The sequence below is a fragment of the Bradyrhizobium sp. LA6.1 genome (assembly GCF_040547805.1).
Classification (GTDB): Bacteria; Pseudomonadota; Alphaproteobacteria; order Rhizobiales; family Xanthobacteraceae; genus Bradyrhizobium; species Bradyrhizobium barranii.
On record NZ_JBEPQK010000004.1, the window covers coordinates 420,269 to 436,813 of the forward strand.

Here is a 16,545-nt window from a genome sequence, read left to right on the forward strand (position 1 = left end):
GAACCTAGTGACCGGCTGCTGCCACCATGGTGGCAGCAGCCGTGATATCTTCTGCGAAACGGGCCCCCCGCCAGGCGCGGGCCATGACACTACGAACGACATGGCGGGCCAGCGCGTCCGCAGCCTGGGTCAGCAAGCGTGCCATCACGCTTGCGAGAGCAAATCGGAGGTGGACGGCCATGAGATCGAGCGAAACGAGGCGGCCGAGCGCCCAGGCGGACCAGACCTGTGCCCGCAACATCGGAATCGCCGGGCCGAAATGGGTTGGAATGATCATGGACAAATCCTCTTCAGTCGATGTGTTGTCCCGGTATAGACACCCCCTGCTGCCAACATCCTGTCAGCAGCAGCGCGCCATTTTCTGATCCGTCACCCGATAAGAGAATTGCCATGAGACGCGCCGACCGGCTGTTTCAGATCATCCAGGTGCTGAGGCGCACGCGTAAGCCGCTGACCGCGGACGCGATCGCGGCCGAGCTCGAGACCTCGAAGCGCACCATCTATCGCGACATCGCAACCTTGATCGGCCAGCGCGTGCCGATCCGCGGCGAAGCCGGCATGGGCTACATCCTGGAGAAGGGTTTCGACCTGCCACCCTTGATGCTGACACCCGACGAGATCGAGGCCGCGGTGCTGGGCGCGCAATGGGTCGCGGGCCATGCCGATTCCGCGCTGGCACGCGCGGCCGAAGATTTGATGGCCAAGATCGCCGACACCGTGCCTGAGCGCTTGCGTCCCTTCGTGCTGGAGCCGGCAAGCCGCGCGCGGCCGAGCTGGAACAGGGAGCCGGATCGCCTCGACATGGCGCGCACGCGCACCCAGATCCACGAAGGCAAGAAGATCATGCTGCGCTATCGCGACGAGCAGGGCCGCCCCAGCGAGCGCATGATCTGGCCGATCTCGGTCGGCTATCTCGAAGCCGTGCGCCTGCTTGCGGCCTGGTGCGAGCTGCGCGGCGACTTCCGCAGCTTCCGCACCGATCGCGTCGTGGATGCGAACTATCTCGACGATAAATATCCGGAGCGGCGCGACGTGCTGCGCGCAAGATGGCGGCAGAGCCTGGTCTGGGGCCCGCCAAAGGACACGTGAGCGCGATGGAAGAGACCTCCCCCGTCGATCTGTCGAGCTGGTGCCAGAGCTGCGGCGCCTGCTGTGGCTATTCGGAGAACTGGCCGCGCTTCTCGATCGAGAGCGACGAGGAGCTTGCCGCAATTCCCGAGACGCTCGTCAACGCGCGCCAATCCGGCATGCGCTGCGAGGGCGATCGCTGTTCGGCGTTGCGGGGGGAGATCGGAAAGCAGACGGCCTGCGGCATCTACGAGGTGCGGCCGGAGGTGTGCCGCACCTGCATGCCGGGAGACGCCGAATGCGCGATGGCGCGGCGGAAATTCGGACTGCCGGTAATCGAGGTCGCTTAGGCCGGAACGGCTACAGCTGGAACGGCTTCGCTGACCTCGTCGTCGAACCCGTCCTCAAGCGGTGCAAGCACCGAGAGCGGCTTGGTCGACAGCGTGATCGGCTTGCGGCCCCCCGACAGTGACGGCGACGATTTGACCGTGCTTTCGCGCGACAGCGCGTAGAGCGTCGAGCCGACGCGGCCGCCATTGTCGATCAGGTCACGCTCGTTGCAGCTGGCTGCGATTGCGACCGCAAGCGAGTGCAGATGGCTGCGGCGATAGCAGAACAGCGCCAGCCTGGCGCGCGCGTCAGGGGAAACACTCTCAACCAGCCTCGGCAGGCCACTCTCGCTGGCGCGATACATCTCGCCAAGGAGCTCATCGCGGACCGGGCAGAAATCGCTTTCATATGCGTCGCGGCTTGAAAACATTGCGGTTCTCCTCGTTGCCGAAGATGCAGCGCAATTCTCTAATGAAAGGTTAACCACGCCGCCCGGTAGTCACCCGGGGTCCTTGCGCCCTGGTCGCGAATCGGAGGCGACCGAATGGGGGTCGGGCCACCACATCTGAGCCGATAAGTCGGGACGCCAATGCCTCCACGGCGTCATCGCCGGGCATAGCCGTCCGAAGGACGGCGTCGCTTCCGCTCGCCTTTGTCCCGGCCATCCACGGCTGGCCACGCGGCATGAAGAACGTGGATGCCTGGGCCTTCGCCGCGCCGAAGCGGCTTCGGCCGCGCAGGCGGGACAAGCCCGGGCATGACGACCTCTTGTGAATGCCGATCGACGACTATCCGCGGGCCCGCCGGCCTCAGTTCGCCGCCATGAAGATGGAAAGGCCAAAGCCAGTCAAATGATGCAGGGCCTGGTCGACGCCGATCAGGGTCCAGAACCAGGGATGCGCCAGGTCGACACCGAAATTGGCGGAGACGAACCCCTTGGCGCGGTCGATGGTGATGTGGATCGCGAAGTCGATGAACGCGACGAACCAGAATCGCGGCGCCACCAACAGGATCAGCGGCAGCGCAACCGCGAGGTGAATCAGGCAATGCACCAGAAGCGGCAAAGCCCAGCCGTGCTTCTGGTCCTTGCCGTGCGCCATCCAGGCGGTCTGGAGCACGAAATCGGCGATGATGTGCTTGAAGGTGAGCAGCAACATCCAGCCAATGAGCGCTTCGACCGGAACCGCCGATGACATGGGTGGAAACGACAAGCTGACGCCCTCATTGACGTGACAAGAAAGACCGGAGCGTTCAGCGCAACTTCTTTTTGGACCGGTCAAATCGCCGGGACGTGTGATTTATGACATCTCCCGCGACGGAATGCAGCCGGGGGGAACTGGAAAATCGCCAACTGTGGCTAACTGGTGATAGGATGACCAATCGCCGCGGCCAGATCGAGTAAGGTTACCTCCGGCTCGAATTTTGCATTCCGGTACCGGCGCGCTATCATTGTCGGCAGAGAATATCGTTCTTTTTTCAGACGTTTAGGAATTGCAGGGCGCCCGCCGCGATCGCATCCGCGAGCCGTCCGCCACTCAGGAATAGGGCCGGAGTGCTGCCATGAGTACTGAAGGCCCAACCTCGTCACCGACCGAACCGCCGCCGCGGCGCCCCAAGGTGATCAAGACCAATCAGCAGCAGGTCCTTCTCTACGTCGTGCTGACCCTGCTGCTGTCGCTCGCCACCGTCTGGGGCGGCCGCGCCATGCTGCACAATTCGGAGACGCTGACCTTTGCCGTCGGCACCCCCAACAGCGACGAAGCGCTGTTCGCCGCCAAGCTCGCCACCTTGCTGAAGAACAACGCCTCGCGCTTCCGGATCAAGATCGTCAACAACGCAGACAATGCCAAGGCGCTCGCACAATTCGACCGCAAGCAGGCCGACCTCGCCGTCCTTCGCACCGACGCCAAGGTGCCGCTGCGGGCGCGCACGCTCGCGATCCTCGAGCACGATCTGGTGCTGCTGCTCGGTCCCGGCAACAAGAAGATCAAATCGCTCGCCGATTTGAAGAAGAAGAAAGTTGCGGTCCTCGCCGAGAACGAATTCTCGCTCGCCTTCGTCCGTAGCATCCTCGACATCCCCGACGGTCCGGACGCCGCGAAGATCCAGATGGCGCCGCAGGGTGCAACGCTCGACAAGCTGTTCGCGCCGGCGAGCGGCTTTGGTGCGGTGATCGCCATCGTCCATGCCTCCAGGGCGGTGCGGGACAAGGCCTATGAGCAGGTCGCCAAGCGCGGCGGCTTCACGCTGAACGCGATCGACGAGGCCAAGGCGCTGGCGCGCAAGATTCCCGGCATTTCCAGCGAAACGCTGACTGCGGGCACGCTGTCTGCGTCGCCGGAAATTCCCGACGACGACCTCGACACGATCGGGCTCGAATGGCTGCTGGTCGCGCAATCCAGGATGTCGGCGAGCACGGCGGGCGAGCTCGCGCGCGTCGTCTATGAGAACAAATCCGCGCTCGGGCTCGACAATGGCTTCGCCAGCCGAATCGAGCCGGCCTCCGTCGAGAAGGATGCCTACGTGATGGCGCATCAGGGGGCGGCCGACTACATCAACGACGACACCAAGTCGTTCATGGATAAGTACAGCGACCTGATGTATCTGGGCGCCGCCGCGCTCAGCGTGATCGGCTCGATCTTCGCCGCGATCTACGCCAAGATCACCCGCATCGCGCCGGAGAAGGCTGGCGAGCTTTCCACCGCCGTCCTCGACATCGGCGAACGCATCGAGCACGCGCATTCGCTGGACCAGCTCGAATGTCTCCAGGACGAGCTGGAGGGCATTCTGCGCGGCGCGGTCATAGGTCTCAGGGACGGCACGATCAGTACCGACGGGCTCGACACCTTCAAGCTCGGCTACGAGTTCGTCCGCGACGAGATCGGCATGCGCCGCGACTATCTCAAACGCCACTGCGGCGAGGCCGACAAGGTCGCCCAGGATACGGCCCCTCCCCAGCAGGACGAGAGCAAGATCGTCGTGGTGAAGACAGCTCAGAGTGCCTGACCTATCGATTTGACGGGTCTCGCAGCGGCGCCTTGCCGCGAATCCCCGGGCTGAAACCGGGAACCGTCCCCCATCCACAACCGTTTGCTCCCGGATACAACCGGAGCACGCGCGATGCGTACACTCCTCGTCATAATCCTTCTGGGCATGCTGGTAGCGGCTGGATATTTCGCCTATTCCGCAATGGCGATCGAGGGCGAGCCGATCCCGACGGAAGGCTATGTGGCGTTGGCGCTGGGAGCGGGTTTCGCCATCGTCGTCGGCATCGGCCTGATGATGTTGCTTTTTTCAGCAGCCGCCGCGGCTACGACGAGCCGCCGCATTTCAGGTAGCGCCCCGGATCCACCACGGCACCGGGCTTGCCGCGTGCCTGTCCGACGATGCTGCGGGCAGCCCCCTGCCCGTCGTTGACGGCTCCTGCCCGGGCGGGCACTTTGGCGGCGGCGTCCCAGCCGGGACCGCAAGAGACACGACCGAGCCCGCCTTCCCGCATGTCCAAGCCGCTGATCCCCGCATTGGCCCAGTTCGTGGCCGCCACGGCCGGCCGCAACATGACCAAGGCGGCCTATGTGGCGGTCGGGCTCGGCGTGGTCAGCATGGTGCTGTTGACGGTCAACCCGGCCTATGAGACGGCGCACCGCTGGGTCGACGCCCTGCTGTGGGCCTGCCTCGTCTATTTCGTGTTCGAATGGGTGGTCCGGCTGCGCCACATGGCACAGACGGGGCGACTGTCGCTCTACATGACCTCCTCGGCCGGAGTGGTCGATGCTCTGGGCGCGCTGGCGGTGCCGGCCGCGCTCCTGATCGGCATCGAGCCGAAGACGGCGTGGCTGCTCAGCGTGCTCTGGGTGTTGAAGGTGGTGCCGGGCATTCCGGGCCTGCGGCAGCTGCGCCGGGTGCTGGTGCTGGAATCGGGCCCGCTGGTCAGCGTGCTCGTGATCTTCCTGATGGTGGTGTTCCTCGCGTCCGTCGCCGAATATTTCCTGGAGCGGGACGTGCAGCCGCAGACTTTCGGCAGCGTCCCCGCCGCGCTGTGGTGGGCTGTCGTCACGCTGACAACGACGGGCTATGGCGACGTCGTGCCGGTGACGCCGCTCGGGCGCATCGTGGCGGCGATGGTGATGATCTCCGGCCTCGGCGTGTTCGGACTGTGGACTGGTATTCTGGCGACCGGCTTTGCCGCCGAGACCCGGCGCGACAATTTCCTCAAGACCTGGGAATCCGTCAGCAAGGTGCCGTTCTTCGCAGCGCTCGGCCCTGCCGCCATCGCCGACGTCACCCACATGCTGCGCACCATGGAGCTGCCGGCGCGCACCATGATCATCCGCAAGGGCACGCAGGGCGACTGCATGTATTTCATCGCCGCCGGCGAGGTCGAGGTCGACCTGCCCGGCAAGAAGGTCCAGCTCGGCGAGGGCGCGTTCTTCGGCGAGATGGCGCTGCTCGGCAACAACAAGCGCGGCGCCAGTGTCTCGACCACGAAGGTGTCGCGGCTGCTGGTGCTCGACCTCGTCGACTTCCGCGTGCTGATGGCGCGGCATCCCGATCTCGCCGAGACCATCGATGCGGAAGCCAAGCGCCGCACACTCGAAAACAAATAAATGGAGACAAGAATGTCGGACACCGCCGACGCAGCCTCAGGCCCCGTGCTCGAACGTGACGGCGCACGCGCCACCATCCGCCTCAACCGGCCCAAACATCTCAACCGGCTCCAGGCCGAGGATCTCGGCGAGCTGGTCAGACTTTTCGACCGGATCGAGGCCGATCCTGATATCCGCGTGCTGGTGCTGACCGGCACGGGGCGGGCCTTCTCGGCGGGCTATGACCTCAACTCGGTTGCCGAGCGCGCGGTCAGCGCCAACGAGCAGCAGAGCGCGGGCTCGGCGTTCGAGGTCGTCGTCAACCGGCTGGAGGATCTCGGCGTGCCCACGATCTGCCGGCTCAATGGCGGCGTCTATGGCGGCTCGACCGACCTCGCGCTCGCCTGCGATTTCCGCATCGGCGTCGACACGGCCGAGATGTTCATGCCGGCGGCGCGGCTCGGGCTGCACTACTACAGAAGCGGCATCAAACGTTACGTGACGCGGCTCGGCGTCGACAACGCGAAGAAGCTCTTCCTCACCGCGCAGAAGATCAGCGCGCCGGAGATGCTGCGCATCGGGTATCTCACCGCCATGGTGCCGGTGGAATTCCTGGACGAGGAGGTCGACAAGCTCGCCACGGTTCTCGCCGGCAACGCGCCGCAGGCAATGGCCGGCATGAAGCGCGCCATCAACGAATTCGCCCGCGGCGAATTGGACGAAGCGGCCGCCGATCAGCGCCACCGCGACAGCATGCGCGGCGACGAGATCAAGGAGGGTATCAAGGCGTTTGGGGAAAAACGGCCGCCAAAATTCTGATCACGCCCGCTGCGACCGCATCGCGCGCACCTGCGTGAGCTTGGGATCGCGGACGAGCGCCTGGTAGCGTTTGCTGTCGACGGCGTAAATCGCGATCCGGCCCTCACTGTCGGCATGAACGCCCCAGCCGAAGCGCTTGCCCAGGCTCGACGCCCGCATGCACGCCTGGCCCCGGGAGAAAAACGCTTCACGGGCCGCATGCTTCTCCGTCTTCGTCGCCGTCACATCGAGCTCACGTCCCGGCGCAGACGTCGCGAAGATCACGTCGTCGGACGTGTGCTTGTAGGGCGCCTTGGCGATCATCTCGTATTGCAGGCATGCCACCGTCGACTTTCCCGCGCGCAGCGGCGGCTCCTCGCCAGTATGCGCGGGACAGTCTTCAGCGACCCGGATGAAGGTATTGAAGCAGTTGGTCGTGTGCATCGACTTTGTCATCTGCAACCCTGGATCATTCAACCACCTGCAGCCGCGGCATGCTGCGCCGCCATCTCATCGTCGGCGGCATTGATCCGCTGGAACGCAGGCCGCGAGGTCATGCGCTCAGCATAGCGAACGAATACATCTTTTTTCGGCACGATGCCGAACATCATGGTCCAGCTGAACGCGACGCCCCACAAGATATCGGCAGCCGTCATCCGCTCGCCGAGCAGATACGGTCCTTTCGAAAGCTGCGCCTCGAGCGCGCCCAGCATGGTGTCGTAATCGGCGTAGGGCGACTGCATGATCGGCGCCGGCTCGCGCTGCATGAACTTGTCGATCAAGGCCGGCTCGAAGGATGCGCCGTAATAGGCGATCCAGCGCAGGTAAGGACCGCGCAGCGGATCGTTCAGCGCGGGCGTCAGCCCCGCCTGCGGAAACAGATCGGCGAGATAGATGGTGATCGCGACCTGCTCGGTCACCAGCGCCTCGCCGTGGCGGACCGCCGGCACCTTGCCGAGCGGATTGATGGCGAGATAGGCGCCCTGGCGCTGCTCGCCGGCCTTCATGTTGAGGACGTGGAGATCGTAGGGCGCGCCCAGCTCCTCCAGTAGCACCCGCGTGCCGGTGGCGCGGCTTTGCGGCGAATAATACAGGGTGATGCGGTTTTGATCGGTCATAACAGGTCTCCATCTGGCCGGCTGGCGATGGCGCTTGTAGCGGACCATACCTGACATCCTGTGTCAGGTATGGTTTAAGGGATCATGCGCGCGAGCAGAATGCTGTCGATCCTCACCACCCTCCAGGCTAGGGGGCAGGTCACTGCGCCCGAGCTTGCGGAAGCCTGCGAGGTCTCGGTGCGCACGATCTATCGTGACATCGACGCACTCGCGGCGTCCGGCGTCCCTGTTTACGCCGACCGTGGCGCGGAGGGCGGCTATCGCCTGCTCGACGGTTATCGCGTGCGTTTGAACGGCCTGTCGCAGAACGAGGCGGAGGCTCTGTTCCTTGCAGGACTACCGGGGCCGGCCGCGGCGCTCGGGCTGGACGCGGCGATGATCGCCGCGCAGAACAAGCTGATGGCGGCACTCCCTGCCAACCTTCGCGAAGACGCCGGGCGGATGCAGGAGCGTTTTCACCTGGACGCGCTCGGCTGGTTCGGCGAGACGGAAGAGCCCAAACATCTGCGCACCATTGCCGGCGCCGCTCTGCGCGGGACGCTGATCAGGATCCGCTACCAGAGCTGGCGCGCGGAGAAGCAGCGCCGCGTCGCACCGCTCGGGCTCGTGCTGAAGGGCGGCAGCTGGTATCTCGCCGGTCACGTCGACGGCAGCACGCGCACCTATCGCATCGCGCGCGTGCTGGACTGTACCGCGCTCGACGATCGCTTCGATCGTCCCGCCGCGTTCGATCTCGCCGCCTATTGGCAGGCCGCGACGCTTCGCCTCGAAGCCGAGATGCATCCCAATGTCGCGATCGTGCGGCTGTCGCCGTTCGGCGTCAAACTGCTCGACGCGCTGAGCCAGCCTTACGTCAAGGCGCGCACCCAGCTTGAAGAGACCGCGGATGCGGACGGCTGGCGCATCGCGCGCGTTCCGACCGGCAAGACGTCATGGCACGCGGCATCCGAATTGTTGCGGCTGGGGTCCGAAGCCGAAGTGCTGGAGCCCGCCGATCTCCGCGAGAAGATGGCGGAGATGACGCAGGCGATGGCTGCGCGCTATCGCGCAGCGGCGCGAAAAGCCTGACAGCGGCGCATTTCACCGAAGCCCACGAAACATTCCTGAAACACGATTCCTGCCTCGCGCCCTGAACGCGTTCGCGTCTCAGCCCGACGGAGAAGCAGGGACACAACAACGGCCTTAGCGCCACACTGGAGAATGAAAATGTTTCGTAAGCTTGCTCTTGGTCTGATCGCCGCTGGTTCGCTTGGTGTTGCCGCTCTCGCGCCCACCGCGGCTTTGGCCCACGGCTTCCATCATCACTGGGGTCCCGGCTGGGGCTTTGGCGGCGTCTACGTCAACACCGGCGTCAGCAACTGCTACCAGGAGCGCGTCGTCCGGACCCGCCATGGCCTGCGCGTCCGCGTCGTGAATGTCTGCGCCTACGGGATCTACTGATATCTGATGCCCTCGACAAAGCTCCGGTCGCACTGCGGCCGGAGTTTTGCATTGGGTTAACCAATCTGCCGATGCCGGCGAAACCAGGCCCAGGTCTCGCGCGTCGTCCTGATATAGCCGCGGCCGCGATAGACGATCTCGTCGTCGACGATCTCGTTCAGCTTCGGCAGCGCGTGAAACGGGATCGAGGGATAGGCGTGGTGCTCGACGTGGTAGGGCATATTCCACGCGAACCATTTGACGATCGCGCTGGTGTAGGTGGTGCGCGTGTTCTGAAAAGCGCTGCGGGTACGGTCGCAGCCGGTGTGCTCGGCATAAAGATAGGGCCGCAGGAAGGACTGCCCGATGATCAGCGGGACAATCCAGACCCAGAGCAGCAACGCCGAGGAAAACCACAGCGAGAGCGTGAGCAACAGCGCATAGAGCCCGGCATAGGCGCGCGCCTCGCGCACGATAGTGGCGCGCTTGTTTTCGGGAATCCAGGGCACGGTGACCTTGCCGGTGACGGCGTGGCCGAGCATCAACCGGAGGCGGCCGGCGACCTGAAGCAGGCCGCTATAGGCGAGCGCAAGCTGCGTGTCGGATTTCGGCTTCACGCCGACGATCAGCTCCGGGTCCTTGTCCGGATCCTGGGTGTAGCGGTGATGGTCCCAGTGAAACAGGCAGTAATATTCGTAAGGTTGTCCGATGATGAAGGCCGAGGGATAGCCGACCGCAAGGTTGAGGCCACGGCTCCTGAACGCGGTCTTGTGCGCGGTCTCGTGCAGCGCCATGAACAGGAAGGCGACGAAATAGCCCTGCACCGCCATCAGCGGCAGCGCCCATAACACGCCCCAGGCTGAAGAGACCTTCCAGACCAGCGCGCCGAGCAGCACGACCAGGCCGTAATGGCTAAGACTTTTCGCGGCCCCCCTGAGATTGGAGCGCACCGACAATTCGCGCAGCATGGCCGGGCTCAGCGGCTTCAGGCGATGGCCGGGCTCTGAAACGGTCGCGTCGGTCATCATCGAAGGCTCGTCCTATTTGCTGAGAAGCTCTGCGACCTCGGCCTTGAGGAAGGCCTGGTCGCGCGGATTGTTGACGGGGTTGCCGGCGCGATGGCCGTGCAGCGACGGGATCGGATGCAGCACCGCCGATTTTGCGTTGACCAGCCTGCCGAGCTCGTCCTCATTGTCGCGGACATCGAAATAGCGGTCGGTCGCACCCGGCATCAGCAGCATATGCGCCTTGATCGCGGCCAGCGCCCGATCGAGGTCGCCATCGAATGAAGCGCAACGACTGATGTCACCGCGCTGCCAGATCCCGGCCTGCGCGAGGAGATCGTTGGCATCACGCCGGGCAAAGGTCGCGTCCCAGTTCCGGACCAGATAGTCCTCGAGCGAGGCGAAGCCCGCCTCGCGCCAGAGCTCGTCGCGATAGAAGCCGTGCGACATCGCCCAGCCGGCATAGACGCGCCCCATGGCGCGATAACCGGCAACGGGCTTCTCGACGAAGCGGCCGTCACGGAAGGCGGGATCACCGGTCAGCGCAGCCTTCACACTTTCGAGGAAGACGTAATTATAGGGCGCGCAGCGCGCACTGCCGCAGACCACCGCGGCCCGCGCGACCATGTCGGGATGCAGCGCCGCCCAATGATAGGTCTGCATGCCGCCCATCGACCAGCCATAGACCAGCGCCAGCTTTGTGATGCCGAAGCGCTCGGTCAGCAGCCGGTGCTGGACCGCGATGGCGTCGTGATAGGTGATTTGCGGGAATGGCGCCTCGCCGGAATTCGACGGCGAGGACGACAGGCCGTTGCCGAACAGGTTCGGGATGATGATGAAGTAGCGCGTAGGGTCGAGCACGCCATCGGGCCCGATCAGCCATTCCGTGTCGTAGTGTTGGGCGCTGAACGAGGTCGGGTAGAGGATAACGTTGTCCCTGGCCGGGCTGAGGGTGCCGTAGGTCTTGTAGGCGAGCTTCATCGCGGGGAAGACGGCGCCGGATTGAAGCATGACGTCGCCGGCCTCAAAGATCTCGTAGTCGCGCTGCCCGGTCATGCGTCCAACTCCCGCTCACGCGGCCGCAACATGCGCCCGCCGAGACAACGATGCATTGTTCGTGCCGGACCGGCAAACGCATCGTTGCGTCGCGCTTAATATCTGTACTTATAGTACAGTTATTAGATCAGAACAAGGGGGGTTTGGTCGTCGCGCGTCAGGCGATGGCCGCAATGTATCGCTGCACGGACGCCGCGAATGCGGCCTTGGCACCGGAGGCGATGTTGCGGCCCCACCAGGCGCCGTAGATGCGGTCAAAGGCGAGCGGCTCCACAGCGGCTGCGATCCGCCGCACCGGGGCGGCGTTGAGCGGCATGTAGTTCGGATAGGAGTACATGAAGCTGACGAAGCGCCGGTCCATCGTCACCTGCGCGATGTCGCCGGTGAGCAGCGCGCCCTTGCCCTCCGCACCGCGCGCATGGTGCAGCATGGTGGCGCCCGCGAAATGACCGCCGGTACGCAGCAGCAGCACATCGTCGGAGATGCGCTGCTGATCGCCGGTCCAGTGCACGATCGAGGGATGCGGACGCGTCACCCATTGGCGATCGTCGGCATGAAGATAGACCGGCACGCCGCCGAACGCCTCGCTCCAGTCGGCAAGCGCGCCATAGTAGTGTGGATGCGAGATCGCGATCGCCTTCAGCCCGCCGAGCGAGCGCACATGCGCGATGGCTTCCGGCGTCGCCAGCGGGACGCAGTCCCACATCAGACAGCCGTCGCCGAGCGGCACCAACAGCGCGCGCTGGCCGATGGCGAAGCTCGGCTCGGACCCGACGCCGGTGAGGCCGAGATCGTCCCGCCAGGCAAGGCGGTGCCGTTCCGCCAACGCTTCGCGTGTGAGGAAGGTTTGGCCCTTCCAGTTCACGAACTGCCGCTCGTCCTCGCAGATCGGACAGGATGCGGGCGGTTTTTCGCTTTCCGGAAATTGCGCGCCGCAGGTTTCGCAGGTCCAGAGGGGCATGGCCGTGATCCAGAAGAAGGAGGGGACACTCACGAGATGACGCCGTGGCCCTCCCACCGCAAGGGCGGAGGAACCAACCCGCTAGCACATGTTACTTTCCGGTCCGCCCCGGCGCCAGTTGGCCGGTCATGTCAGCCCGTCTTGTCAGCCCTGCTTGTGCAAGACCATTTCCGCCGGCAGTCGCTCAACGTCCCGATGGCATCGCGCTCTCCTCGCCGCCTCTGTCGGGCTATCTCGGCTACAAGTTCGGCTGTGTTGCCGTGTTCGCGCTGGCGGCCGTGTTCGGCGCCATCGCGATCGCCTGCGTGCTGATGATCCCCGCAAAGGCGATCGACGCGCCTCGCGCGGCTGCAAGGAGAATGACCCCGACAGCGCGCCGGATGCGTTCACCATGCTGCTCAAGCACCGGGCGCTGCTCGCACTCGCGCTTCTTCATCTCGGCACACCGGGCTGCGGCACCAGGTCGCGGTCACAGCGCGTCATTGCGAGTGGCTTATCACGCAATCCGGCGCTTTTGCGGTTGCGGAGCACCGGCCTGACGATACAACCTGCCGTAAATCGCCAACTAACCTGCCCTTCCCGATCGATGATCCAGCCTCAACTCTCATTCGATGGCGACCCGAATGGCCAGGCCTATGAAAGATGGCGCGAGCAGTTTTGCCGCCAGGTCGCCGACGTCGATTTCGTTCCGATCGGGGAAGGACGTGTTCACCGGACCATTTCGCCGGCCATCCTTCCGCGCCTCCGACTCTCGGCCTCGTTCGGCACGCCGATGTCCTTCGTATCGCTGGGGACGAACGACGAATTGGTGATCACGATGTCGCCGAATTCGGCGCTGAGCGGGGTCATGGGACGACGTCCGCTGGAGGTCGCCGCCGGCGACGTCACGATCGGCGACCCCTCGATCAAGGGCGCCCATATCACCCAGACGACGCACGGCAACTTCCAGACCGCGCTGCTGCCGCGCAAGGCGCTGCTGCGCGCGTGCCCGAATGCCGAGGACCTGATCGCGCAGTCGATCCCCGGCGCCAATCCGATCACGTCGATGTTCCTGCGATATTATGACCTCGCGCACACTTATGCCGACAAGCTCGCGCCCGCGGAGCTCGATGCGGTCTCGCAGCATTTGTTCGACCTCTCCGTGCTGATGATCGGAGCGCGCGGCGATGTCGCCGAGCAAGCTCGCATGCGCGGCCTTGCGGCGGCGCGTCTCGAAACCCTCAAATCCGACATCCTGGCCCAGCTCGACAACCCCGCGCTGTCGCTCACCGTCCTTTCAGCCGCGCACCGGATCAGCCCGCGCACGATTCAGTTGATGTTCGAGCAGGCCGGCATCACCTATAGCGGCTTCGTGCTGGAGCAGCGGCTGCTGCGCGCCGAGCGGCTGCTTCGAAATCCAAACCTGCGCGCGCGCAAGATCATCGAGATCGCGCACCTCGCCGGCTTTCACGACGTTTCCTACTTCCACCGCGCATTCCGCCGCCGCTTCGGACGGACGCCCGACGACGTCAGGAAGCTCTCCGGCGAGATGGGCTAAGGAAACTCAACCACGATCTTGCCGAAGTGACCGCCCTGCTGCATCAGCCGCAACGCGTCCGGCACGGCATCGAAGCCGAACGCACGGTCGATCACCGGCTTCATGCCGTTGCGGCCTATCGCGGCCGTCATCCCCTCGAACATCCGACGGCTGCCGACTGACAGGCCGATGACGTGCAGGTTCTTGGAGAACAGGCTCGGTATCGCGATCTGCTGCGAGACGCCGGTGAGCACGCCGATCACCAGAATGTTGCCACCGACCCTGATAGCCTCGAGCGACTGCGCAAAGGTATCCTTGCCGCCGACCTCGACGACGTGGTCGACGCCGCCGCCGGTCCAGTCGGCCGCCGCCTTGCCCCATTCCGGCACCGAACGATAGTTGATGGTGTGGTCGGCGCCGAGCGTTTTGGCACGTTCGAGCTTCTCGTCGCTCGACGACGTCACGATCACGCTCGCGCCGGCGAGCTTTGCGAATTGCAGCGCGAAGATCGAGACACCGCCGGTGCCCTGCACCAGCACGGTGTCACCGGGTTTCACCCTGGCCTCCTCGAACAGCGCGCGCCACGCCGTGAGCCCGGCGCAGGGCAGCGTCGCCGCTTCCAGGAATGAAAGGTGCGATGGAATGCGGCTGACGCCCTCGGCATCGAGCAGCATCACCTCCTGCAACACGCCCGGCCGCGTACCGCCGAGCGCATAGCGGCGGCTTGTCGCCGACACCTTTCCGTCGATCCAGGACTGGAAGAACATCGGACAGACGCGATCGCCAACCGCGACGCGGGCAACGCCGTCGCCGACCGCGATGACTTCGCCGGCACCATCCGAGAACGGGATCAGCGGCAATCGTGAGACGCCGCCCTTGCCCTGCACCGTGAGCAGATCACGGTAGTTGAGCGATGCCGCCTTCATCCGCACCGCGACCTGGCCCGGACCAGGCGCGGGCTCGGGCAGATCGGCCAGCTCCATCCCCTCGATCGACCAGTCGCGCGCGACCTGCCAGACCTTCATGGCGACCGCTCCATGCTTACGTCCCAAAATTCTTCTGGATCGCCTTGTCGAGCGTCTCGCCGCCGACGAAGCGCTGGCGCAGCTCGCGCTTGAGCAGCTTGCCGCTCGGGTTCTTCGGCAGGCTGTCGACGAAGATGACGCGCTTGGGCACCTTGAAATGCGCCATCTGGCCAGCGCAGTGCTTGATGACGGCGTCCTCATCCAGCGTCTCGCCGGTCTTGACCACGACGATCGCGGTCACCGCCTCGATCCAGCGCGGATCGGGCAGGCCAACCACGGCAACCTCGGAGACCGCAGGGATGCGGTAGACCATCTCCTCGACCTCGCGACTCGCGACATTCTCGCCACCGGTCTTGATCATGTCCTTGACGCGGTCGACCACAGTGATGTGGCCCTCGGCATCGACGGTGGCGAGATCGCCGGAGTGAAACCAGCCGCCCGTGAAGGCCGCCGCGGTCTTCACGGGGTCATTATAATATCCGGAGAGCAGATGCGGCGAGCGGTGCACGATCTCCCCGACCTCGCCGACTTTCACATCGTCCATCGCCGTGTTGACCACACGCGTCTCGACATTGAGCACGGGCTTGCCGGCCGAGCCGGCCTTGCGCAGCTGGTCCTCCGGCCGCAGCACGGTCGCCAGCGGCGCAATCTCGGTCTGGCCGTAGAAATTCCAGAATTTGACGTTGGGCAAGCGGCGCTGCAGCTCGAGCAGCACCTCCACGGGCATGATCGAGGCGCCGTAATAGCCCTTCTGAAGCGTCGACAGATCGGTCTTGTCGAAGTTCGGCGAGCGCAACATCGCGATCCAGATCGTCGGCGGCGCGAAGAACGAGGTGATCTTGTGCGCCTGGATCAGCGCTAGGATGTTGTCGGCGGTCGGTTTGCCCGTGATCACGCCGGAGGCGCCGAGATAGATCTGCGGCCCCAGGAAGACGTCGAGCTGGGCGCAATGATAGAGCGGCAGCGCGTGCAGGAACTTGTCGTCCGCGCTCATGCCGCCGTCGATGATGCAGCTGACGTACTGCCACATCACGGCTTCATGGGTCAGCATCGCGCCCTTGGGCAGCGATTCGGTGCCGCTGGTGTAGACGATCTGGGCGAGATCGCGGCTGTCGACCGAGGCCTCCAGGAACGAGCCATCGGGGCTGAGGAGATCGTCGAAAGTGGTGATGTCCGCGGGCGACGTGGCCGGATCCTCGCCCGGCAGCCAGATCATCTTCTCGACCGCGCAATCCCTGGCGCTTGCGGCCTTTGCCGGCTCGACGAAATCGGGGCCGGTCGCAAGCAGCTTCGCGCCGGAGCTTTTCAGGATGAAATTGATCTCATCCGGGTTGAGCATGAAGTTGATCGGCACCAGCACCGCACCGATCCGCGCCAGCGCGAAGCGCAACGCCGCAAACGCATGCGAATTGCGCGAGAGCACGGCAACGCGATCGCCCTTGCTGACGCCGAGACTGAGCAGGCCGCGTCCGAGCCGGTTGCAGATCGCGTCCATCTCGGCAAACGTCCAGCTCACATCGCCGCAGCTCACTGCAAGCTTGTTCGGCTCGCGCCCCGCCGAACGGCGCAAGAGGTCGCCGATGGAATGCTCGCGCGCTTTCGAGATGGTGGCCGCGATGTCGCCGGTCATGTGCTCCTCCGTGTGATGTCTTTATTTGTTGGAT

The 16,545-nt window shown here is 64.7% G+C and carries 20 protein-coding genes and 1 pseudogene; 9 read left to right on the forward strand and 12 right to left on the reverse strand.

The window, feature by feature from the left end; translation table 11 throughout:
• Nucleotides 1-4 precede the first annotated feature (4 nt).
• The gene (locus ABIB99_RS12540) at nucleotides 5-277 is read right to left on the reverse strand and encodes a hypothetical protein (RefSeq protein ID WP_354175980.1); all 273 of its coding nucleotides are present in this window, start codon (nucleotides 275-277) and stop codon (nucleotides 5-7) included.
• 113 nt (nucleotides 278-390) lie between these two features.
• On the opposite strand from ABIB99_RS12540, the gene ABIB99_RS12545 reads away from it, so the two are divergent.
• Both ABIB99_RS12545 and ABIB99_RS12550 read left to right on the forward strand, forming a co-directional pair.
• The gene (locus ABIB99_RS12545) at nucleotides 391-1,089 is read left to right on the forward strand and encodes a helix-turn-helix transcriptional regulator (RefSeq protein ID WP_135214676.1); all 699 of its coding nucleotides are present in this window, start codon (nucleotides 391-393) and stop codon (nucleotides 1,087-1,089) included.
• Between the two features lie 5 nt (nucleotides 1,090-1,094).
• A complete protein-coding gene (locus tag ABIB99_RS12550) occupies nucleotides 1,095-1,418 on the forward strand; it encodes a YkgJ family cysteine cluster protein (RefSeq protein ID WP_028148856.1) in 324 nt (107 codons plus the stop codon).
• On the opposite strand, the gene ABIB99_RS12555 is transcribed toward ABIB99_RS12550, so the two are convergent.
• On the reverse strand, nucleotides 1,415-1,828 hold the full coding sequence (locus ABIB99_RS12555; protein ID WP_028148857.1) for a hypothetical protein: 414 nt from the start codon (nucleotides 1,826-1,828) through the stop codon (nucleotides 1,415-1,417). The genes ABIB99_RS12550 and ABIB99_RS12555 overlap by 4 nt on opposite strands.
• 379 nt (nucleotides 1,829-2,207) lie before the next feature.
• The gene (locus tag ABIB99_RS12560; RefSeq protein WP_038933545.1) at nucleotides 2,208-2,555 is read right to left on the reverse strand and encodes a DUF3307 domain-containing protein; all 348 of its coding nucleotides are present in this window, start codon (nucleotides 2,553-2,555) and stop codon (nucleotides 2,208-2,210) included.
• 403 nt (nucleotides 2,556-2,958) lie between these two features.
• On the opposite strand from ABIB99_RS12560, the gene ABIB99_RS12565 reads away from it, so the two are divergent.
• The 4 genes and pseudogenes from ABIB99_RS12565 to ABIB99_RS12580 all read left to right on the forward strand — a co-directional run bounded on the left by ABIB99_RS12565 (nucleotide 2,959) and on the right by ABIB99_RS12580 (nucleotide 6,803).
• Nucleotides 2,959-4,404, forward strand: coding sequence for a TAXI family TRAP transporter solute-binding subunit (locus ABIB99_RS12565; RefSeq protein WP_354175982.1), 1,446 nt, complete (start codon nucleotides 2,959-2,961; stop codon nucleotides 4,402-4,404).
• 114 nt (nucleotides 4,405-4,518) lie between these two features.
• Nucleotides 4,519-4,736 (forward strand): annotated as a pseudogene (locus tag ABIB99_RS12570) (hypothetical protein).
• 159 nt (nucleotides 4,737-4,895) lie between these two features.
• Nucleotides 4,896-6,005: a cyclic nucleotide-gated ion channel gene (locus tag ABIB99_RS12575; protein ID WP_354175983.1), complete on the forward strand. Its 1,110-nt coding sequence runs from the start codon at nucleotides 4,896-4,898 to the stop codon at nucleotides 6,003-6,005.
• 12 nt (nucleotides 6,006-6,017) lie between these two features.
• Nucleotides 6,018-6,803: an enoyl-CoA hydratase/isomerase family protein gene (locus ABIB99_RS12580; protein WP_354175985.1), complete on the forward strand. Its 786-nt coding sequence runs from the start codon at nucleotides 6,018-6,020 to the stop codon at nucleotides 6,801-6,803.
• Here ABIB99_RS12580 and ABIB99_RS12585 read toward each other — a convergent pair whose 3' ends face one another.
• Together ABIB99_RS12585 and ABIB99_RS12590 are read right to left on the reverse strand one after the other, a co-directional pair.
• Entirely contained in the window at nucleotides 6,804-7,226 is a 423-nt protein-coding gene (locus tag ABIB99_RS12585; protein WP_354175987.1) for a DUF6157 family protein, read from the reverse strand. It abuts the gene before it with no gap.
• Nucleotides 7,227-7,255: 29 nt separating this feature from the next.
• Complete coding sequence (locus tag ABIB99_RS12590) at nucleotides 7,256-7,900, reverse strand: glutathione S-transferase family protein (RefSeq protein WP_354175988.1); 645 nt, start codon at nucleotides 7,898-7,900, stop codon at nucleotides 7,256-7,258.
• Nucleotides 7,901-7,984: 84 nt separating this feature from the next.
• Here ABIB99_RS12590 and ABIB99_RS12595 point away from each other — a divergent pair, with 84 nt between their 5' ends.
• Nucleotides 7,985-8,968 (forward strand): helix-turn-helix transcriptional regulator, encoded by a 984-nt coding sequence (locus ABIB99_RS12595; protein ID WP_354175990.1) that lies wholly within the window; start codon nucleotides 7,985-7,987, stop codon nucleotides 8,966-8,968.
• Between the two features lie 138 nt (nucleotides 8,969-9,106).
• Nucleotides 9,107-9,340 (forward strand): hypothetical protein, encoded by a 234-nt coding sequence (locus ABIB99_RS12600; RefSeq protein ID WP_354175991.1) that lies wholly within the window; start codon nucleotides 9,107-9,109, stop codon nucleotides 9,338-9,340.
• A gap of 56 nt (nucleotides 9,341-9,396) precedes the next feature.
• Here ABIB99_RS12600 and ABIB99_RS12605 read toward each other — a convergent pair whose 3' ends face one another.
• The 5 genes from ABIB99_RS12605 to ABIB99_RS12625 all read right to left on the reverse strand — a co-directional run bounded on the left by ABIB99_RS12605 (nucleotide 9,397) and on the right by ABIB99_RS12625 (nucleotide 13,189).
• Complete coding sequence (locus tag ABIB99_RS12605) at nucleotides 9,397-10,344, reverse strand: fatty acid desaturase (RefSeq protein WP_354176202.1); 948 nt, start codon at nucleotides 10,342-10,344, stop codon at nucleotides 9,397-9,399.
• 15 nt (nucleotides 10,345-10,359) lie between these two features.
• Complete coding sequence (locus ABIB99_RS12610; RefSeq protein WP_354175992.1) at nucleotides 10,360-11,379, reverse strand: alpha/beta fold hydrolase; 1,020 nt, start codon at nucleotides 11,377-11,379, stop codon at nucleotides 10,360-10,362.
• Nucleotides 11,380-11,536: 157 nt separating this feature from the next.
• A complete protein-coding gene (locus ABIB99_RS12615; protein WP_354175994.1) occupies nucleotides 11,537-12,340 on the reverse strand; it encodes an MBL fold metallo-hydrolase in 804 nt (267 codons plus the stop codon).
• Nucleotides 12,341-12,578: 238 nt separating this feature from the next.
• Nucleotides 12,579-12,776 (reverse strand): hypothetical protein, encoded by a 198-nt coding sequence (locus tag ABIB99_RS12620; RefSeq protein WP_354175995.1) that lies wholly within the window; start codon nucleotides 12,774-12,776, stop codon nucleotides 12,579-12,581.
• Between the two features lie 272 nt (nucleotides 12,777-13,048).
• A complete protein-coding gene (locus ABIB99_RS12625) occupies nucleotides 13,049-13,189 on the reverse strand; it encodes a hypothetical protein (RefSeq protein WP_244623153.1) in 141 nt (46 codons plus the stop codon).
• Here ABIB99_RS12625 and ABIB99_RS12630 point away from each other — a divergent pair.
• Nucleotides 13,188-13,877, forward strand: a complete 690-nt coding sequence (locus tag ABIB99_RS12630) for a helix-turn-helix domain-containing protein (protein WP_245328533.1) — start codon at nucleotides 13,188-13,190, stop codon at nucleotides 13,875-13,877. The genes ABIB99_RS12625 and ABIB99_RS12630 overlap by 2 nt on opposite strands.
• On the opposite strand, the gene ABIB99_RS12635 is transcribed toward ABIB99_RS12630, so the two are convergent.
• Together ABIB99_RS12635 and ABIB99_RS12640 are read right to left on the reverse strand one after the other, a co-directional pair.
• A complete protein-coding gene (locus ABIB99_RS12635) occupies nucleotides 13,874-14,881 on the reverse strand; it encodes a zinc-dependent alcohol dehydrogenase family protein (RefSeq protein ID WP_354175996.1) in 1,008 nt (335 codons plus the stop codon). The two genes, ABIB99_RS12630 and ABIB99_RS12635, sit on opposite strands and share 4 nt — an antisense overlap.
• A 16-nt stretch (nucleotides 14,882-14,897) precedes the next feature.
• Nucleotides 14,898-16,511 carry an acyl-CoA synthetase gene (locus ABIB99_RS12640; RefSeq protein WP_354175998.1) on the reverse strand — a complete coding sequence of 538 codons (1,614 nt, stop codon included), beginning with the start codon at nucleotides 16,509-16,511 and terminating at the stop codon, nucleotides 14,898-14,900.
• Nucleotides 16,512-16,545: the final 34 nt, after the last annotated feature.